This is a genomic window from Photobacterium lucens (assembly GCF_009873615.1).
Taxonomy (GTDB): domain Bacteria; phylum Pseudomonadota; class Gammaproteobacteria; order Enterobacterales; family Vibrionaceae; genus Photobacterium; species Photobacterium lucens.
In genome coordinates this window covers 1-18744 of record NZ_SSMG01000053.1, presented here as the reverse complement: position 1 = coordinate 18744, position 18744 = coordinate 1, and the positions used below count along the sequence as shown (strand labels likewise).

Sequence of the window (18744 nt, the reverse complement as noted above, 5' to 3'; positions counted from 1 at the left end):
CGTATAAGGTGAATAATATTCAGTTAAAGCATTTTTAACTGAATATTTTCTACTTGGTCTAGCTTTTTATTTAAAAAAAATAAACAGTAATGGTGGTCACTGTTTATTTTTAGTTGCGAAATAAGTGGGCGCCAATAAGATTAAGGTTGTAGTGGCGTGATTTCAGGCTTTAAGTGATCGCACACATTACGAGCAAAACCACTACCAGCCTCGCTATAAATATTAAATGCCGCATCAATACCTTGTTCATACAACAATTCTTCATCATCGTTATACTGAGCAATGGCTGCAATCTTACCTTTGAAGTCACGTGCTTTTATTTGCTCTAGTGCATAGACGTTAGCTTGGCTATGTGGCATTGCCAGTAAAATAAGTTTAATGCGTTTTTTACTGATCACACGGGCCCAGAAATCAGGGTCAGTGGCATCGCCTTGAATAACGTTACGGCCTTCTTTGCGTTGTTGCTCTGCTGATTCTTCGCGAGTTTCAACACCTATGATTTGCTTACCGTAGCGAGCTTGCAATTCATCGTAAGCCCCTGTACCAATACGTCCCATACCAAGAATAAGCACTTTGGATTGACCAAGATCGATCAATTTATCGTCGGCATTTAACTTTTCTGGTTCAAACTCTTTGAGCCATTTTGATGCTTCAGTATAAAGCTTGTGGCTCATGCTGTTCAGTGGCGCGGCTAGCAAAAAGGAGAACGAAACAGCGATGGCAATCGCAACTAAAAAAGTGCCTGGTAATAGTCCCATTTTGTAAGCGACACCACCGACAATTAAGCCAAACTCACTGTAGTTGAATAGAGTAAGGGTAGCGAGCATAGAAGTACGTACGCGGTAGCGACATAAGTGGAAAACGCCGTAATACAAGATACCTTTTAGAGGTAACAACAGTAATAAGACAAATGCCATTAATAGGCCGTTAATGGTCGGGGTTTCTGAAAGACCAATGTTTAAGAAGAAACAAACCAGTAGTAGCTCTTTAAAGTTAAATAGCGATTTTGCCATTTCAGATGACTTAGGGTGTCCAGCCATCAGCATACCGACGACGAGTGCGCCTAAATCGGGTTTCATACCGACTAGCTTAAACAAACCTGCGCCCAGTACTAACGCAAGGGTAATAGCGTAAAGCACTAAAATTTCACCGTGACCTGCTTTATCTAAGATTTTGTATAGTAAAGGTCTTAGTAGTGGTAAAGCGAATAAACCAAGGGCATAGATTTCTGGCATCTTACCACTAGAAGCCGTAAGGAAGATAACGGCAAAGATATCCTGCATAACCAGAATACCGATAGAAACAGTACCGTATTTGGCGTTTAACTCGCCTTTTTCTTGTAATAGCTTGATAGCAAAAACCGTACTAGAAAAAGACAGCGCAAAACCAATAAGAACCAGTTGGCTAAAGTCCATGTCACTAAACATGGTCAAGCCAAGTTGCTTTAATACTAATAAGCAAAGAGTGAATAAAGAGGTGGAAAGCAGGTTATGTAAAGTTGCACCGCCCCAGACTTCTTTTTTAAGCAGTGACTTAACATCTAACTTAAGGCCGATGGTAAACAGAAGGAGGGTTACACCGAGATCTGCCATGCTTTCTAAAGCAGGTGTCGAGATATATCCAAAACTATTAAGGCTGAAACCAGCAACAAGAAAACCAACAAGTGGTGGAAGTTTGCAACGAAGTGCAATATAACCAATGATAAAAGCGGTAATTATGTAGATAAATTCCATATCTTGGACAACATCCTTGCAAGATAGTGTAATGACAATAGTGTTTTGCAAATATTATAAAGGGGTGTATTTCACAATACACCCCTTTATGTTTAGCAAATGTTTTTGTGGTGTTTAGTCTTCCAATAAGCGCTGTAATAACACACCGTTAAGCATCGCACGTTTGATCATTGAGAATGCACCAATGGTTGGCTGGTTATACAGCTCAGATGCTACAATTGGGAGGCCTTGGTTAAACTTAGATAATGACTGTGTTTCAACACAACGACGGATAGCTGGGAAAACAATATCTTGCGCTTGTGTAATATTGCCCGCCAGAATGATTTTCTGTGGATTAAACAAGTTAATTGTCATTGCTAAGGCTTTACCTAGCTGATTACCTACTTTGATCAGTGCTTGAACTGCAAGCTCATCACCTTTATTAGCTGCATCACAAATAGCTGGCATGGTGAGATCTTCTAACTCTTGTAATGAGCTAGGGTAACCCTGATCAAGTAGGTGCTGTACGTGCTTGAGCACTGCAGGATCGGCGGCGACAGTTTCTAAACAACCAAAGTTACCGCACTGGCACTTATCACCGAGTGGATCGATCTGAATATGGCCAATTTCACCAACGTTACGATTGTAGCCAAGGAATACTTGACCATTAACGATGATCCCAGCCCCTGTACCGTGGTGAACACTGACTAAGATTGAATCTTTACAATCACGACTTGCGCCAAAGTAGTGCTCAGCCAATGCTAGACCACGTATGTCATTACCGACAAAACAAATCACACCAAACTGCTTATTAATGATGTCTGCCAATGCGAAGTCATGAACTTCAATGTGTGGCATATATTCAACAATACCATGCTCAGGGTTAACCAAACCTGGCAGCGCAATACCAAACGCAACTAATTCTTTCATTACATTTTGGTTATTGTTGATAAAGTTTTGGATATGTTCAATTAATCCATCAGTTAAAGCTTGTTGATCAGAATAAGAGAATGGGTGAGCAGTACCTGTGATATGGGTACCACTTAAATCATAAAGGGTGATTTCTATATAATTCCGACCAATACGTACAGCAATAGAGTGGAATGCTGCTGATTCCGTCGTCAGGGATATTGCTCGTCGTCCACCGGTTGATGCTTGTTGTGCGACTTCTTTGATCAGTCCACGTTCAAGTAACTGGCGGGTGATTTTCGTAACACTCGCAGGTGCAAGCTGACTAACATCTGCGACTTGAATACGTGAAATAGGGCCTTGTAAGTCGATCAATCGATATACAGCTGCACTATTGAGCTGTTTTACAAGATCAACATTACCAATTTGTCCGCCTGTCATAATTAGTTCTGCTCATTTTCACTGTTAATAATGTCGTTTGAATGAGGTAGTAAACATAAGGTTCGTTATTACCTAATATTGACTGCATTCAATACGTTCCCTAGCTATCAACACTGTCTCTATTCATCGTTATTAGTGTTGATGGGCTTTGTGTGTATCTTTATGTACACAACTGCCTTCAAGGTAATATACCTGTGTTGTTGCAAAAAGAAAGTTATCGAGGATTACGCCTGCTTGAGCTGTGGCATTGGTCACTAAAACTAAGGGATTATAGTGTTAGTAGCGATTGGTCTTATAAATGTTAGGATTGTCAGTAGTTTTGAGTGCAGTTTATAAAAGAGTGAAGGTAATGGTCATCAAAAAGGTTTTTTTCAGATAGAAATAAAAACGCCGTCAATATTGACGGCGTAATCTTACCACTTTTATGAGTGATTAAAGGTGGTTGATGTTCTCAGCTTCTAGCTCTTGGAAGTACTTAACTGTCTTCACTTTAAGCTCTTGTGTTGCTGGCTCATCACACACAATCATTGATTTAGGGTGAAGCTGTAGTGCAGATACAGTCCATAGGTGGTTTACACTACCTTCAACAGCTGCTTCTAGCGCTTGTGCTTTGTTATGACCAGTGATTAGGATCATTACTTCTTCAGAATCAAGTAGTGTACCAACACCGATAGTTAGCGAGTACTTAGGTACTTGGTTGATATCGCCATCGAAGAAACGAGAGTTAGCAATACGCGTTTCGTGAGTTAGCGTCTTGATACGTGTACGAGAAGCAAGAGAAGATGCAGGCTCGTTAAATGCGATGTGACCGTCGTTACCTACGCCACCCATGAATAGGTTGATTTTACCGTAAGATTTGATCTTATCTTCGTAACGTTGGCACTCAGCAACGTGATCTTCAGCATTACCATCAAGAAGGTTGATGTTCTCTTCTTGAATGTCAACGTGGTTAAAGAAGTTGTTGTACATGAAGTTACGGTATGATTCTGGGTGATCTGCAGGCATGCCTACGTACTCATCCATGTTGAAAGTAACAACATGCTTGAAGCTTACTTCGCCAGCTTGGTATAGCTCAATAAGACGCTTGTAAGTCGCAAGTGGTGTACCACCTGTTGGCAGACCAAGAACAAATGGACGTTCTGCTGTAGGTGCAAATTTATTGATGCGATCTGCAATGTAGCGAGCTGACCATAAACCAACATCTTTAGCGTTATTAAGCGGGATTAGTCTCACGTTGATACCTCGTTGAAGAAAGTTAAAACAGGAAAAATCTTAGCGACATAGCGCCTTTGTTTCGAATGATAAAATAAGTTTTATGATCGAGCTAGCAAAATCACTCAGTTCTAACCTCCGTCGGTGATTGAGATCACAAATGATGAGCTTTTAATTTGCGGGGCGAAATTAATTTCTTAAACTGCGATTAACTTAAACGGATAGCCATAAAACAGTTATTCAAATCGCATCTAAGAAAACCATAGGGGGAACTAAGGGTGAATATTCTTGGATATTTTCAAAAAGTAGGTAAGGCATTAATGGTGCCGGTTGCAGTACTTCCTGCAGCGGCAATCTTAATGGGTATCGGTTACTGGATTGACCCGAACGGCTGGGGTGCAAACTCTGCACTGGCTGCGTTCTTAATCAAAGCAGGCGCCGCAATTATTGATAACATGTCTGTACTGTTTGCAGTAGGTGTTGCATACGGTATGTCTAAAGACAAAGATGGTGCAGCAGCACTATCAGGTTTCGTTGGTTTCCTTGTGGTGACAACGCTTCTAGCACCAGGTGCTGTAGCGCAAATCCAAGGTATTGACCCAAGCGCAGTTCCTGCTGCATTTGGTAAGATCAATAACCAATTCGTAGGTATCCTAGTAGGTATCGTATCAGCTGAGTTGTACAACCGTTTCTCTAGCGTAGAACTACATAAAGCACTAGCGTTCTTTAGTGGTAAGCGTTTGGTACCAATTCTAACATCTGTTGCTGGTATTGTTATTGCTGGTATCTTGATGTTCATTTGGCCATCAATCTACGGCGGTCTAGTACACTTTGGTGAAAGCATCCAAGGTATGGGTTCTGTAGGTGCGGGTATCTACGCATTCTTCAACCGCCTACTAATTCCTGTAGGTCTACACCACGCACTAAACTCAGTATTCTGGTTTGACGTTGCAGGTATCAACGATATTCCTAACTTCCTAGGTGGCGCGAAATCTATTGCTGAAGGTACAGCAACTCCAGGTATCACTGGTATGTACCAAGCTGGTTTCTTCCCAATCATGATGTTTGGTCTACCAGGTGCAGCACTTGCGATGTACCACACGGCTAAAGCTAAGAACAAAGAGCGCGTAGCATCTCTACTACTAGCTGCTGGTTTCGCATCATTCTTCACAGGTGTTACTGAGCCGCTAGAATTCGCATTCATGTTCCTAGCACCAGTACTGTACGTGATCCACGCAGCACTAGCAGGTCTATCTGTATACATCGCAGCATCTATGCAGTGGATTGCAGGTTTCGGCTTCTCAGCTGGTCTAGTTGATATGTTCTTGTCATCACGCAACCCACTAGCTGTTCAGTGGTACATGCTGATTGTTCAAGGTATTGCATTCTTCTTCATCTACTACTTCGTATTCCGCTTTGCGATTGTTAAGTTCAACCTTAAAACGCCTGGCCGTGAAGATGACGAAGAAGAGACTTCTGCAGCAGCAGGTTCAGCAGAAACTGGTGAGCTAGCGAAACAGTACCTAAAAGCACTAGGTGGTCACGGTAACTTAGAAAACATCGATGCATGTATCACGCGTTTACGTTTAACGCTAAAAGACAGCAGTCTTGCTAACGAAAAAACGTTGAAAGCGCTAGGTGCAATGGGTGTGGTTAAACTAGGTTCAAATAACCTTCAGGTTATCCTAGGCCCTCTAGCAGAAATCGTTGCTGGCGAAATGAAGAAAATCCCAGCATCAGAAGACCTATCTTCTGTAAAACTTCCATAATTACCTGAACCCTCAAGTAATTAAGTAACACAGTAATACCTTTATAATTTAACCGGCCTTATTATTTTCACCAGTGAAAAAATAAGGCCGGTATTTTGAGTACCCAACGTTTGGGCTCGTATTGATTTTCTCTTCACTTTTTAGAAGAGATATCGGGAGAAAGGAATATATCATGACTATTAAACTTACGGCGTTAGCATCTTTTATTGCACTAGCGGTGACTGGTTGTGCAACTCAAGGAAATAATGATCAAACTGTTGTTAATAACCTAGCGTCAAACCTAGATGTTAACTACGAAGTGGCTATTCAGCATGGCGCTGAAGAAGGCTTACAATGTAAAACACTAGGTGCTGAATGGGCATCATGTGACCTAATTAATTTAACGTTGGAAAATAATGGTCCAGCGGTAACAAGCAAAGACTGGAAAATTTATTTCAGCAGCATTCGCCAGATCCTAGAAGTTCAAAACGATCAATTTAAAATTACTCACGTAACGGGCGATCTTCACACTATTGAACCAACGGATAAGTTCGACGGTTTTGCTGAAGGTGAGAAGGTTGTTATCCCTTACATCGGTGAATATTGGACGCTTTTTGAAAACGATTACATGCCACGTGCCTACGTAACAGCAGGTAACGCAGAGCCAAAAACAATCGTTAGCACAGATACAGCAAATCCGGCTGATTACCTAACACCATTAAAAGGTGATCAATTCAAGCGTGTTAAAGCTGACAACAACGTATTAGCAACTGCAGAAACACGTTTTGAGAAAAACAGTGACGTTAACCTAATCGCATCTGAAGAAGTGGCAGGTACAATTCTACCGACACCACTAAGCACTAAGCTAACAGGCGACACGGTTTCGCTAGCGAACGGTATTAAGATCGACAACCTAACACTACCTGCTGACATGATGGCAGCAGTTGATGCGCGTTTATCACAACTAGGTGTAAACGCACAGGGTGAATACCCAGTGAAAGTGACGATCCTACCGGGTTCATTTAAGAAAGATCAGCAAGTTGTTGGTGCTTACAAGCTAGATGTAACGAAGAAAGGCGCAACTGTTACTGGTTTTGATAACCAAGGTGCGTTCTACGGTATGCAGTCTCTGATCTCACTGATGTCTACAGGTGCAGAGAACAGCATTCCAACATTAAACGTATTGGATGCGCCACGTTTTGATTACCGTGGTGTGATGGTCGATGTGGGTCGTAACTTCCACTCAAAAGAAGCGATCCTACGTACGCTAGATCAAATGGCGGCGTACAAGATGAACAAATTCCACTTCCACCTATCTGATGATGAAGGTTGGCGTATCGAAATTCCGGGTCTACCAGAATTAACAGAAATCGGCGGTAAGCGTTGTCACGATCTATCAGAAACAAGCTGTCTACTTCCTCAACTAGGTTCAGGCCCAACGTCTGATAACTTCGGTTCAGGTTTCTACAGCAAGCAAGATTACCTAGATATCTTAAAATATGCGAAAGCACGTGGTATCGAAGTGATCCCTGAAATTGATATGCCAGCTCACGCACGTGCAGCGGTTGTAGCAATGGAAGCACGTTACAAGCGTCTTGCAGCTGAAGGTAAGATGGAAGAAGCGAACGAGTACCGCTTGATGGATCCACAAGATACATCAAACGTAACAACGGTTCAGTTCTACGATAAGCGTAGCTTCATCAACCCATGTATGGATTCATCAGTTAAGTTCGTTGATAAAGTGATTTCTGAAATCCAATCAATGCACAAAGAAGCGGGTATGCCGCTAAATACATGGCACTTCGGTGGTGATGAAGCGAAGAACATCAAGCTAAATGCAGGTTTCCAAGACATCAACGCGGCAGAGCAAACGGCGTGGACGGGTACGATTGACCAATCTAAGCAAGATAAGCCATACGCGAAATCACCAATGTGTCAGAAAGTGATCGCAGAAGGTAAGGTAAGTGATTTCGACCACCTACCAAGCTACTTTGCTGAGCGTGTAAGTGAAATCGTAAACGGTAAAGGCATTGAAAACTTCCAAGCATGGCAAGACGGCTTGAAGTACTCGAAAGATGCGAAAGCGTTTGATACTGATAACGTACGTGTAAACTTCTGGGACGTTCTATACTGGGGCGGCGGTGCATCAGCATACGAGTGGGCTAACAAGGGCTACGATGTTGTTGTTTCAAACCCTGACTACGTATACATGGACATGCCATACGAAGTAGATCCGTCAGAGCGTGGTTACTACTGGGCAACACGTGCAACAGATACCCGTAAGATGTTTGGTTTCGCACCTGAAAACTTACCTCAAAATGCTGAAACATCACTCGATCGTGATGGTAACGGCTTCACAAGTAAGGGTACTGTTGAATCAAAAGGCTTCCACGGTCTGTCTGCGCAGCTTTGGAGTGAAACTGTGGGTAACGACGAGCAATACGAATACATGGTATTCCCTCGCGTACTAGCAGCAGCTGAGCGTGCATGGCACAAAGGTGAGTGGGAGAACGAGTACAAAGCTGGTGTTGAGTACTCACAAAAATCAGATCTAGTAAACAAGAAAGCCCTTCACAATGAGTGGGAGCGTTTCGCAAACGTTCTTGGTCAACGTGAACTAGCTAAACTAGATGCTGCAGGCGTTCAATACCGTGTACCAGTACCTGGTGCGAAAATTGAAAACGGTAAACTTGCAATGAACGTAAGTATGCCTGGCCTAACGCTACAATACTCAACAGATGCTGGTAAAACGTGGAACACTTACAATGCGAAAGCACAACCAAGTGTTTCGGGTAAAGTTGAAATCCGTGCAGTAAGCGCAGACGGTAAACGCTTCAGCCGTGTAACATCACTATAATTAATAGTATGTAATTACACTGTAAGCCTTTAAATATAAGCCGGTGAGGGAGAGCCTCACCGGCTTTTTTCATTATGTTCGACCAAAATCATGGCTATCTTATTAATGGACATGTTTTTAATGCGCCAAATTAGTGCATTGATGTATAGTGTCGGCATATAAACTCTGTCATAGCGGAGTTTTTTTATCCATATCGACAAACAATGCATACTATTTGTTGAGTCATGAACCATATTTATGGATCATATACAGTTCTCAATCCTGTAAGCACACGAGGTGTAATTGATGAGTGAATCTGAAGCTCGTCCAACTAACTTTATCCGCCAAATCATTGATGCGGATTTAGCAAGTGGCAAACATACAAGCGTACATACCCGATTCCCGCCGGAGCCAAATGGCTACCTGCACATCGGTCATGCGAAATCTATTTGTTTGAACTTCGGTATTGCTCAGGACTATCAGGGCCAATGTAATCTTCGTTTTGATGATACAAACCCTGAGAAAGAAGACATCGAATACGTTGAGTCTATTAAGAACGATGTTAACTGGTTGGGCTTTGAGTGGAGCGGTGAGATTTGTTATTCATCAAACTACTTCGATAAGCTATACGGGTTCGCAATTGAATTAATTAATAAAGGCTTAGCGTACGTTGATGAGCTAAGTCCAGAGCAGATGCGTGAGTACCGTGGCACACTAACTGAGCCGGGTAAGCATAGCCCATACCGTGATCGTAGCGTTGAAGAAAACTTAGCGCTGTTCGAAAAAATGAAGAACGGCGAAGTTGAAGAAGGCAAGATGTGTCTTCGTGCGAAGATCGATATGGCATCACCATTTATGGTTATGCGCGATCCTGTGATCTACCGTGTACGTTTTGCGACTCACCACCAAACAGGTGATAAGTGGTGCATTTACCCAATGTACGACTTCACGCACTGTATTTCTGATGCGTTAGAGGGCATTACGCACTCTATCTGTACACTTGAGTTCATGGACAACCGTCGTCTATACGATTGGGTTCTTGAAAACATCACTATCGATTGTACACCGCACCAGTATGAGTTTAGCCGTCTAAACCTTGAATACACTGTGATGTCTAAGCGTAAGCTAAACCAACTTGTTACTGAGAAATTGGTTGATGGTTGGGATGATCCACGTATGCCAACTATTTCTGGTCTACGTCGTCGTGGCTTTACGCCAGCATCTATGCGTGAATTCTGTAAGCGTATCGGTGTGACTAAGCAAGACAACACGATTGAAATCAGCTCACTAGAATCTTGTATTCGTGATGATCTAAACGAAAACGCACCACGTGCAATGGCAGTGCTTGATCCTGTTAAAGTTGTGATTGAAAACTTTGACGGTGAGACAGAAATGCTAACAATTGCAAATCACCCGAACAAACCAGAAATGGGTTCTCGTGAAGTGCCGTTTAGCCGTGAGCTATACATCGAGCGTGAAGATTTCCGTGAAGAAGGTAACAAGAAGTACAAGCGTCTAGTACTAGGTAAAGAAGTACGTCTACGCGGTGCTTACGTGATCAAAGCTGAACGTATCGAAAAAGATGCAGAAGGCAACATCACTACTATCTTCTGTACTTACGATAACGAAACGCTAGGTAAGAACCCAGCTGACGGTCGTAAAGTAAAAGGTGTTATTCACTGGGTATCAGCAAAAGCGGGTGTTGCTGCTGAAATTCGTCTATACGATCGTCTATTTACAGTGCCAAACCCAGGTGCTGCAGATGATTTCGTATCAGTGATCAACCCTGAATCACTAACAGTAGTGAACGGTTTCGTAGAGCCATCATTAGTTGCTGCTGAAGCTGAAAAAGCATACCAGTTTGAGCGTATGGGTTACTTCTGTGCGGATAACAAAGACTCAAGCCCTGAGCATCTAGTCTTTAACCGTACTGTAGGTCTACGTGATACTTGGGCTAAAATTGGCGAATAATGATTATTGCTGATTTATGCTAAGAAAAAGCCGCATCCTGTGATGCGGCTTTTTTATTGGTGATTACTGATTGGTTTCTGTTTCGATAGTACGACCAGAATCGATGATTTTCTGGGTGATATCACCCATGAGATCAGCGCTACTTATTTTGAAGAAAATCAGCTTATTAGATTGTTGGATCTGTTGAGTGTTGTACTTAAACTGGCTGTACACATCTCCCCATTGGTAGCGGATAAATGTCTCGCCAGATTGTAGATGGCGATTAACCGAGTATTCTGTGGCATAGCCTGCCATCGTGCCGTTTACAGGGCGGTTAGGCGCATCGTGTGGAATGCGAAATAGCGTTGAGTCTAATTTCACAATGCCGTTAGTAATGCTGCTAGGCTCTGTTAAATGCTTGGAGAAGTAGGTGGTATGGATAAAACGATCTTCTGGGTTGGTATTACCACCCGTACCAAGATTGGTTTGGCTCCACTGTTTATCTTGCTCTCCCCAGCCACGTGCTGAGCGCGCAACGTTAGCAAGATGCTGGGCATAATCTGGCTGATTGGTCATCACGGTATATTGTTTGCCATGCCATATTTGTGGTTTGCCATCACGCCATTCTAAAATAGCACTGTCACCAGAAGGATCTTGGAAAGAAATATGTAGAGCAATACGGATAGGAACGCCATCGATGAGCTCTTCATTTGGTGCCATAATTGAAGTGGCTTTCACTACTTCATCAACGGTTTTATATTGAGAAAGTAAGTGTCGAAGGTAGGTAATCGCGCCATCAGTTTGCTTATTGTTATCCTTGCCTAAATCCATCCCCGCATCATATAGCACGTTGCCTGATAGTCCTTCAGAGTTAATGCCGTCAACAATGATTCCATACGCGGTAATACCGGTAACAGCATATTTAGATACCACCATATTTTCGTGGCTTAAATGCGTGGAATACTCTGTACCTTGAGGGAAGTTTGCAAGATAAGGGTTAGTCGATTCAGACCAGTCCATTGTACGTGATACAAACGTACCGTGATCTTTTGTCTCCCAAAGAACACGGGTACAAGCATTAGCAGTTGAAATCATACTTGATAAGGAAAAAGTGGTAATTAGCGCTAATGCGAGAGGTTTTACGTTCATCTATAACATCCATATAAATAATGCGGATTTATAGATATAAGCGGAAAGTAATGAAAGGGCTTGTAGATTATTGTAACAATGTTTGAAAAGTGATCTGAGTAGCAATAAAAAAGCCAGTGAATAATCACTGGCTTTTTCAAATTATTTATTTTGGATCGTGCAGCGTATCATCGGTATTACAATCGCCTTCCATACAGTGACCATATAGGTACAAGCTATGGTTAGTTAGGCGAACATTAAAGCTTGCTGCAATTTGCTTTTGACGTTCTTCAATGATGTCGTCTGAAAACTCGATCACTTTGCCGCAATCTAAGCAAACAAGGTGGTCATGGTGGTGTTGAGTTGCAAGTTCAAAGACAGACTTACCACCTTCAAAGTGATGGCGCGTTACAATGCCAGCATCATCAAATTGGTTTAATACACGGTAAACTGTCGCAAGGCCAATCTCTTCGCCAATATCGATAAGTTTTTTGTACAAGTCTTCAGCACTGATATGTTGGCAATCAGGTTCTTGCAGTACTTCCAAAATTTTAAGGCGTGGAAGAGTAACTTTTAGGCCTGCTTGTTTTAGCGCATGATTATTATCTGACATCAAAATTTCCTATTGGCTATCCGCAAAAAGGTGTTGCAGTAGTCTTTCTCATTTCTATCCATTATAAGTGACGCAAGGATAACAATAAACCTTAAAAGTTCTGGAATCTAGGAGATATGTATAATTTCTAGTGTTTGAATATATGTAAAAAATATGTAAGCATTAACTCATCGTACCAGATGAGGGCTTTTACATTGTTTAACATTTATAAGCCAAGCGTGGTCAAATATGCACTTAATTTATGGCCGCCATTTTGGGGCTCTGGCATTAAAATTGTTTCTATCAGTGATGATTTCCGAACTGTTAAAGTAAGGTTAAAATTACGCTGGTGGAATAAGAATGCTAACCGCACTCAATATGGCGGTAGTATCTTTTCACTGACAGATCCTGTGTACTCGCTAATGCTAATGGGGATCTTAGGTCAGCAATATTTTATCTGGGATAAGCAGGCAAGTATTAACTTTATTCAGCCTGGTGACAGTGACTTAACCGCTGATTTTGTGATTTCAGAGCAATGTATTGATGCGATTAAACAAGCCACGGAATACGGTGATAAGTACTTTCCGTCTTTTACTGTGAATGTACTAAATAATAAGGGTGAGTTGGTATCGCAGGTGCAACGAACGCTGTATGTGAGAAAGAAGCCTGAATATCGCAAGAATAGAGAGATTGAAGAGCAGATGTCAGAGTCATCACTGGGGAATGAGATATAAAAAAACGCGCTAAATCAGCGCGTTTTTTGATGTATCTATGATTAGTCAGCAAGTTCTGCTAGGCACATTTCATCATAAATTTGATCAACCCATTGCTTAACGCGTTGTGCTGTTAGCTCTGGTTGGCGATCTTCATCGATACATAGACCTACGAAGTGGTTGTCATCAACAAGGGCTTTTGACGATTCAAACTCAAAACCGTCTGTTGAAAAGTTACCAACGATAGTTGCACCGCGACCTTCAACGATATCACGTACAGTACCCATCGCATCACAGAAGTATTCTGCGTAATCTTCTTGGTCACCACAACCAAAGATAGCCACTAGTTTGGTTGAGAAATCAATTTGCTCAAGCTCTGGGAAGAAGTCATCCCAATCACATTGCGGTTCACCGTAGTACCAAGTAGGGATACCTAGTAGTAACAGATCAAAATTGTCGATATCTTCTTTGCTGCTTTTTGCGATATCTTTTACTTCAACTAGCTTGTCGCCAAGTTGTTTCTGGATCATTTTAGCGACAGCTTCGGTATTACCTGTGTCGCTACCAAAGAAGAGTCCAACGCTCGCCATAGTAGAGATTACCCGTATATAAAATAGTTAACTGCTGCGTTGCAGTTTACAGAAATCAGTCGAAACGGTGCAATGATAATTACTGTTTACTGACGTTTTGTCTGTTTTTTCGTCTAAACAGTTGCATTGTCCGCAAGAATCTAGTCTTAGGTGTTGAGATAAGCAGCATAAATTACACAAAACTGCGGTGTGATCAAATACCGCTACCTTCCCAACTTAGCTGAATTATTCCTTTAGCAATAAAGCCAGCACAACCGAGGAATAATACAAGCCAGACAATCTTTTGTCCAAAAGGTGGAACATTACCTTGTTTTAAAACGTCTTTTATTGCCATACCAATAAAGAAAAAAATAGCGGCAAAAACAAGGTCTAATCCGATGGACTCAATCAAATCCATGTATTCGTAAAGCATAACAAATCCTTTGTTATTGAGCTAAATGAGACTATAGCATAGTCGAAAAAGGGATTTAATAGTTCAGAAGGGGAATATCCCATTGTTAGTGAACAGGCTAACAATGGGATATAAAATAGAAAAAGAGTTACTTTTCAAGGAAGTTGGTAATGATACGAGTCACGGCTTCTGGTTTTTCTGCATGTAACCAATGACCTGTATTTGCCACCATATGGGCTTTTGCATGAGGAAATTGACGCATGATTTCATCACGATATTCCGGCACGACATAGTCAGATTCTTGGCCTTTGATGAATAACGTTTTCCCCATAAATGGTGCTTCACTTGGCTGCCAGCCCATAATGTTATTGTAGTTTGCGATAATACCATCAACGTTAAAACGCCACTGATAAGCGTCATCTTGTTTTGCTAAAGACTTGAGTAAGAACTGTCTAACACCTGCGTCTTCGACATACTGAGCAAGGTAATGTTCTGCTTCACTGCGTTTAGTGATGATATGTTTATTCACTTCTTGTAAGCCGTTAAACACATTTTGATGGCGATGGGCTTGGTAGGTCACTGGTGCCATATCAAGCACAACCAAATGTTCCATGCGTTTTGGTGCTAATGCAGCCAATGCCATGGCTACTTTTCCACCCATTGAGTGACCAATCACTGAAAATTGATCAATATCTAAGTGATTGATCACATTCAGGACATCCTGTGCCATTTCTGGATAAGTAAAATGATCTGTGTGTGGTGATAAACCGTGATTACGTAAATCGACGCTGATCACTTTATAGTTATTTTTCAAAGACCTTGCGAGTAGGCCAAGATTAGCAGCACTGCCGAATAAACCATGGATCAAAATGATCGTTTTTCCATCGCCTTCGACCTGATAATGAAGATTCACTGACTATTTTCTCTATTTAGTTGTGGTATTTACCGTAGAGTATAACCTCGGATCAAGCTATAATCGTACCCAGATTTTTAAACGGAACGATAATGAATAATACGATGAAGACTATTGAGGTAGACGAAGAGCTATACCGTTATATTGCTAGCCAGACTCAGCATATTGGTGAAAGCGCTTCTGATATTTTGCGTCGGTTGCTTATGGTGCCTGAAGAGCAACTGCAGCAACCTGCTGTAGTAATGCCTGTCCGTCCTAAGGGAATTGTTGTGAGTAAAGATGCTGGCAACGAACCAACAATGGATCGCGTAAAAGAAATGCGAGCAGTGTTGATCTCTGATGAATTTGCGGCACAAGAAAAAGCAATTGGTCGTTTTATGATGATCTTGTCTTCTCTATACCGCATTGATGCACAAAGTTTTGCTGAAGCGGCTGCGATTAAAGGCCGTACTCGTGTTTACTTTGCACATGATGAAGAAACATTGCTAGCAAGCGGTAAAACGACTAAGCCAAAGTCGATCCCTGCGACACCATTTTGGGTTATCACAAATACGAATACCGAGCGTAAGCGTCAAATGATTGACCAGTTAATGACAAAAATGGGATTTGGTTCTGACATCATCGATAAAGTATGTGGCGAGATTTAATCTAACCGCGGCATATTGACGTCAAAATAACAAGGATAAAACTATGGCTATTCATCCTCGTGCTGGGCAACGTGCTCAGCAAGAAGATATGCATAATATTCCAGCACTTATCGCCAATTACTTCTTAATTGAGCCAAGTGCTCAAGACCCATCACAACGCGTAGAGTTTGGTACTTCGGGTCACCGTGGAACGGCAGATAAAGGCACATTTAACCAGCACCATATTTGGGCTATCGCACAAGCGGTTGCTGAAGTGCGTGCGGCGAATGGCGTGACAGGGCCTCTTTTCCTTGGTAAAGATACCCATGCATTATCAGAGCCTGCTTTTACTTCTACATTGGAAGTGCTTGTTGCAAACAATGTAAAAGTCGTTATTCAAGAAGGTAAGGGATATACCCCAACACCTGGCATTTCTCATTCGATCCTTTGTTATAACAAAGCGCACGAAGAGAAAGCTGATGGTATCGTGATCACACCATCACATAATCCACCTCAAGATGGCGGTATTAAATATAACCCTGTTCATGGTGGTCCTGCTGAAAGTGAGTTAACGACAGCGATTGAGCGTCGTGCTAATGAAATCATTGCTAATGGTTTAGTCGATGTTAAGCGTGTTGCTATCACTGAAGCATTTGCATCAGATCTTGTGGTTGAGCAAGATCTAGTTGCACCATACGTTGCTGATCTTGTTAATGTTATTGACATGGAAGCAATTCAAAAAGCTGAGTTGAAATTAGGTGTTGACCCACTAGGTGGCTCGGGCATCGAATACTGGCGTCAAATCGCTGCTTACTACGCGCTTGATTTAACGTTAGTCGATGAATCTATCGATCCATCATTCCGCTTTATGTCATTAGATAAAGATGGCGTAGTACGTATGGACTGTTCATCACCTTACGCTATGGCAGGCTTATTAGCTTACAAAGATAACTACGATCTTGCGTTCGGTAATGACCCTGATTACGATCGTCACGGTATCGTAACGCCAGCAGGTTTAATGAATCCGAATCATTACCTTGCGGTATGTATTGATTACCTATTCCGTCATCGTAGTGGTTGGGCAGATCAAGTTGCTGTAGGTAAAACATTAGTATCAAGTGCGTTGATTGACCGTGTTGTTGCAGCATTGGGTCGTGAACTGGTTGAAGTGCCTGTTGGCTTCAAATGGTTTGTTGATGGCTTATACAGTGGCAAGTTAGGCTTTGGTGGTGAAGAAAGTGCAGGCGCATCTTTCTTGCGTAAAGACGGTACACCATGGTCAACAGATAAAGACGGTATTTTGTTATGTTTGTTAGCTGCTGAAATTACAGCGGTAACAGGCAAAACACCGCAACAATACTATGATGAGTTGGCGGATAAGTTTGGTCATTCAGAGTATTCTCGTCTACAAGCAGTAGCGAACAAAGAGCAAAAAGCAGTATTAAGTAAGCTTTCTCCTGAGATGGTTTCTGCTGAAACCTTAGCAGGTGAGTCAATTACGGCACGTTTGACTCATGCGCCAGGTAATGGTGCTGCTATTGGTGGCTTGAAAGTGACCACTGAAAACGGTTGGTTTGCTGCTCGTCCATCGGGTACAGAAGATATTTATAAGATTTACTGTGAAAGCTTTAAAGGTAAAGAGCATCTAGCACTTATCGAGCAAGAAGCACAGGAAATTGTAAGTAAAGTCTTTGCCGACGCAGGCTTATAATCGCTTGTAGTAAGAAAAACGCCCTATATGGGCGTTTTTTATATCTAAGAACTATGGCTATCGTTCACTGTTATGCTGAGGCCAGTAATTCGGCATCACAAACCACACCTTGTTTTCGCTATCAATAGCTTGCGTTGGTACTGTTATCTGGCTTATATCAAGATATTCTTCAAGTTCAACAAATGCTGGTGGTGCTATCCACTGTTTTTTCGTCAATGTTTTTAAAATCATGCCTTCAGCATCAGACTGATAACACCATAGCCCTGTATCGGCGTTTGGGTTGATATTGATGCTTGAACCCTGTTGTGGTTTTGGCCAAGCGTGAAATAACCGCCCTTGCATAATTAGCCGACGTTTAGTCGGTATAAAATTAAAAACATTTGTAAATGCATTATGTTCACTGAGCGTGAGTTGATGCTTAATCATTCTTGCTGTTTTCTTATCTAAATTATCTTTAGCATTTGGTCCTGGCCAGCGATGTTCAAAGGCTAAATAAAACTTGATAGCCACTTCCCAATGCTCAACTTCGCCTGTGAGTAAGTTTTTCACCAGAAAATCAATTGAGCCTACGGTTTGTTTATCCCAATGGAGTTGGACTTCTTCTTCTATTAATTCGTAATCAGGGTGATGAATGATTAATTGTTGCCATAACCATTGATAGTAGAAGCCTAAACGGCGATTACCTGAATAAGGTTGAAGAGGAGGAAGTTGCGCATTTTTTCTAAATGCCTCTAGCCAAGCATCATCACAAACATAGTCATATGATGCGATCAAACTAGGCATATTAAGTACAGCGAGATAGTCCTTTGTTAATTGTGTATCCATTTCATTTTGTAACATTTCTACATAACTCGCTTTTATAGGAGGTTTTTGCATGATTTTGACGGAATTTTACCCGAAAATCTGTAGTAATATTTCATAAACTCAATTAGAGTAATAACAGATTTGACCAGAAAGGGGTTCTGTTATGTACACTCAGTATTCAAAGCTTAATATTACTTTTCGTCGTATTTTTGTGGTACTAGCAGGACTTCTGTCATTACCTATTTTATTGCTGCTACCTGTTAATAAACGTACACGTTTAGGCAGCTTCTTACACCGCTACTGGACACAAACCAGTGCTCAGCCAGTATGGCTTAAAAAAATTGAGCAAGGGTTCAAATAAGATTTTCCATAAAAAGCTGCTGATGCGGCTTTTTTTATATCATTTGTTTGCTGTAAATACAGAGAAAACTCTTAATATCATGATAGCTTTAGTACACTGATACCATA

Annotated in this window: 16 protein-coding genes; 7 read left to right on the top strand and 9 right to left on the bottom strand. The window is 41.6% G+C overall.

Annotated features, from left to right (window positions below):
- Nucleotides 1-140: 140 nt before the first annotated feature.
- From E5A76_RS03380 to nagB, 3 genes are all read right to left on the bottom strand, one after another.
- Nucleotides 141-1733 (bottom strand): cation:proton antiporter family protein, encoded by a 1593-nt coding sequence (locus E5A76_RS03380; RefSeq protein ID WP_161118098.1) that lies wholly within the window; start codon nucleotides 1731-1733, stop codon nucleotides 141-143.
- Between the two features lie 114 nt (nucleotides 1734-1847).
- Nucleotides 1848-3062 carry a DNA-binding transcriptional regulator NagC gene (nagC, locus tag E5A76_RS03375; protein ID WP_161118097.1) on the bottom strand — a complete coding sequence of 405 codons (1215 nt, stop codon included), beginning with the start codon at nucleotides 3060-3062 and terminating at the stop codon, nucleotides 1848-1850.
- Nucleotides 3063-3494: 432 nt separating this feature from the next.
- On the bottom strand, nucleotides 3495-4295 hold the full coding sequence (gene nagB, locus E5A76_RS03370) for a glucosamine-6-phosphate deaminase (protein WP_053988470.1): 801 nt from the start codon (nucleotides 4293-4295) through the stop codon (nucleotides 3495-3497).
- A gap of 257 nt (nucleotides 4296-4552) precedes the next feature.
- On the opposite strand from nagB, the gene nagE reads away from it, so the two are divergent.
- The 3 genes from nagE (at nucleotide 4553) to glnS (ending at nucleotide 10829) form a co-directional block, all read left to right on the top strand.
- Entirely contained in the window at nucleotides 4553-6043 is a 1491-nt protein-coding gene (nagE, locus tag E5A76_RS03365; RefSeq protein WP_008986529.1) for an N-acetylglucosamine-specific PTS transporter subunit IIBC, read from the top strand.
- A 172-nt stretch (nucleotides 6044-6215) separates the two neighbouring features.
- The gene (locus E5A76_RS03360) at nucleotides 6216-8879 is read left to right on the top strand and encodes a beta-N-acetylhexosaminidase (protein WP_161118096.1); all 2664 of its coding nucleotides are present in this window, start codon (nucleotides 6216-6218) and stop codon (nucleotides 8877-8879) included.
- 285 nt (nucleotides 8880-9164) lie between these two features.
- On the top strand, nucleotides 9165-10829 hold the full coding sequence (gene glnS / locus E5A76_RS03355; RefSeq protein WP_161118095.1) for a glutamine--tRNA ligase: 1665 nt from the start codon (nucleotides 9165-9167) through the stop codon (nucleotides 10827-10829).
- Between the two features lie 63 nt (nucleotides 10830-10892).
- Here glnS and E5A76_RS03350 read toward each other — a convergent pair whose 3' ends face one another.
- Both E5A76_RS03350 and fur read right to left on the bottom strand, forming a co-directional pair.
- Nucleotides 10893-11957, bottom strand: a complete 1065-nt coding sequence (locus E5A76_RS03350; protein ID WP_161118094.1) for a linear amide C-N hydrolase — start codon at nucleotides 11955-11957, stop codon at nucleotides 10893-10895.
- A gap of 145 nt (nucleotides 11958-12102) precedes the next feature.
- Nucleotides 12103-12549 carry a ferric iron uptake transcriptional regulator gene (gene fur / locus E5A76_RS03345; protein ID WP_053988465.1) on the bottom strand — a complete coding sequence of 149 codons (447 nt, stop codon included), beginning with the start codon at nucleotides 12547-12549 and terminating at the stop codon, nucleotides 12103-12105.
- 194 nt (nucleotides 12550-12743) lie between these two features.
- Here fur and E5A76_RS03340 point away from each other — a divergent pair, with 194 nt between their 5' ends.
- Entirely contained in the window at nucleotides 12744-13262 is a 519-nt protein-coding gene (locus tag E5A76_RS03340; protein WP_161118093.1) for a DUF4442 domain-containing protein, read from the top strand.
- Nucleotides 13263-13303: 41 nt separating this feature from the next.
- Here E5A76_RS03340 and fldA read toward each other — a convergent pair whose 3' ends face one another.
- From fldA to E5A76_RS03325, 3 genes are all read right to left on the bottom strand, one after another.
- The gene (fldA, locus tag E5A76_RS03335) at nucleotides 13304-13831 is read right to left on the bottom strand and encodes a flavodoxin FldA (protein WP_161118092.1); all 528 of its coding nucleotides are present in this window, start codon (nucleotides 13829-13831) and stop codon (nucleotides 13304-13306) included.
- Nucleotides 13832-14024: 193 nt separating this feature from the next.
- On the bottom strand, nucleotides 14025-14243 hold the full coding sequence (locus tag E5A76_RS03330; protein ID WP_053988463.1) for a DUF2788 domain-containing protein: 219 nt from the start codon (nucleotides 14241-14243) through the stop codon (nucleotides 14025-14027).
- A 127-nt stretch (nucleotides 14244-14370) separates the two neighbouring features.
- Nucleotides 14371-15135 (bottom strand): alpha/beta fold hydrolase, encoded by a 765-nt coding sequence (locus tag E5A76_RS03325; RefSeq protein ID WP_161118091.1) that lies wholly within the window; start codon nucleotides 15133-15135, stop codon nucleotides 14371-14373.
- 104 nt (nucleotides 15136-15239) lie between these two features.
- On the opposite strand from E5A76_RS03325, the gene seqA reads away from it, so the two are divergent.
- Nucleotides 15240-15782, top strand: coding sequence for a replication initiation negative regulator SeqA (gene seqA / locus E5A76_RS03320; RefSeq protein ID WP_053988661.1), 543 nt, complete (start codon nucleotides 15240-15242; stop codon nucleotides 15780-15782).
- Between the two features lie 43 nt (nucleotides 15783-15825).
- Nucleotides 15826-17472: a phosphoglucomutase (alpha-D-glucose-1,6-bisphosphate-dependent) gene (gene pgm / locus E5A76_RS03315; RefSeq protein ID WP_161118090.1), complete on the top strand. Its 1647-nt coding sequence runs from the start codon at nucleotides 15826-15828 to the stop codon at nucleotides 17470-17472.
- A gap of 57 nt (nucleotides 17473-17529) precedes the next feature.
- Here the strand turns inward: pgm and E5A76_RS03310 are convergent, their stop codons facing one another.
- On the bottom strand, nucleotides 17530-18348 hold the full coding sequence (locus tag E5A76_RS03310) for a DUF1853 family protein (RefSeq protein WP_316247316.1): 819 nt from the start codon (nucleotides 18346-18348) through the stop codon (nucleotides 17530-17532).
- A 91-nt stretch (nucleotides 18349-18439) separates the two neighbouring features.
- Here E5A76_RS03310 and E5A76_RS03305 point away from each other — a divergent pair, with 91 nt between their 5' ends.
- The gene (locus tag E5A76_RS03305) at nucleotides 18440-18637 is read left to right on the top strand and encodes a DUF2517 family protein (protein ID WP_107164950.1); all 198 of its coding nucleotides are present in this window, start codon (nucleotides 18440-18442) and stop codon (nucleotides 18635-18637) included.
- Nucleotides 18638-18744 lie beyond the last annotated feature (107 nt).

Bases quoted from the DNA above. Each gene is read 5' to 3' on its own strand.
- seqA (WP_053988661.1), top strand. From the start codon at position 15,240: ATGAAGACTATTGAGGTAGACGAAGAGCTATACCGTTATATTGCTAGC.
- E5A76_RS03305 (WP_107164950.1), top strand. From the start codon at position 18,440: ATGTACACTCAGTATTCAAAGCTTAATATTACTTTTCGTCGTATTTTT.
- glnS (WP_161118095.1), top strand. From the start codon at position 9,165: ATGAGTGAATCTGAAGCTCGTCCAACTAACTTTATCCGCCAAATCATT.
- E5A76_RS03360 (WP_161118096.1), top strand. From the start codon at position 6,216: ATGACTATTAAACTTACGGCGTTAGCATCTTTTATTGCACTAGCGGTG.
- E5A76_RS03310 (WP_316247316.1), bottom strand. From the start codon at position 18,348: ATGCAAAAACCTCCTATAAAAGCGAGTTATGTAGAAATGTTACAAAAT.
- pgm (WP_161118090.1), top strand. From the start codon at position 15,826: ATGGCTATTCATCCTCGTGCTGGGCAACGTGCTCAGCAAGAAGATATG.
- nagC (WP_161118097.1), bottom strand. From the start codon at position 3,062: ATGACAGGCGGACAAATTGGTAATGTTGATCTTGTAAAACAGCTCAAT.
- E5A76_RS03350 (WP_161118094.1), bottom strand. From the start codon at position 11,957: ATGAACGTAAAACCTCTCGCATTAGCGCTAATTACCACTTTTTCCTTA.
- fur (WP_053988465.1), bottom strand. From the start codon at position 12,549: ATGTCAGATAATAATCATGCGCTAAAACAAGCAGGCCTAAAAGTTACT.
- fldA (WP_161118092.1), bottom strand. From the start codon at position 13,831: ATGGCGAGCGTTGGACTCTTCTTTGGTAGCGACACAGGTAATACCGAA.
- E5A76_RS03330 (WP_053988463.1), bottom strand. From the start codon at position 14,243: ATGCTTTACGAATACATGGATTTGATTGAGTCCATCGGATTAGACCTT.
- E5A76_RS03380 (WP_161118098.1), bottom strand. From the start codon at position 1,733: ATGGAATTTATCTACATAATTACCGCTTTTATCATTGGTTATATTGCA.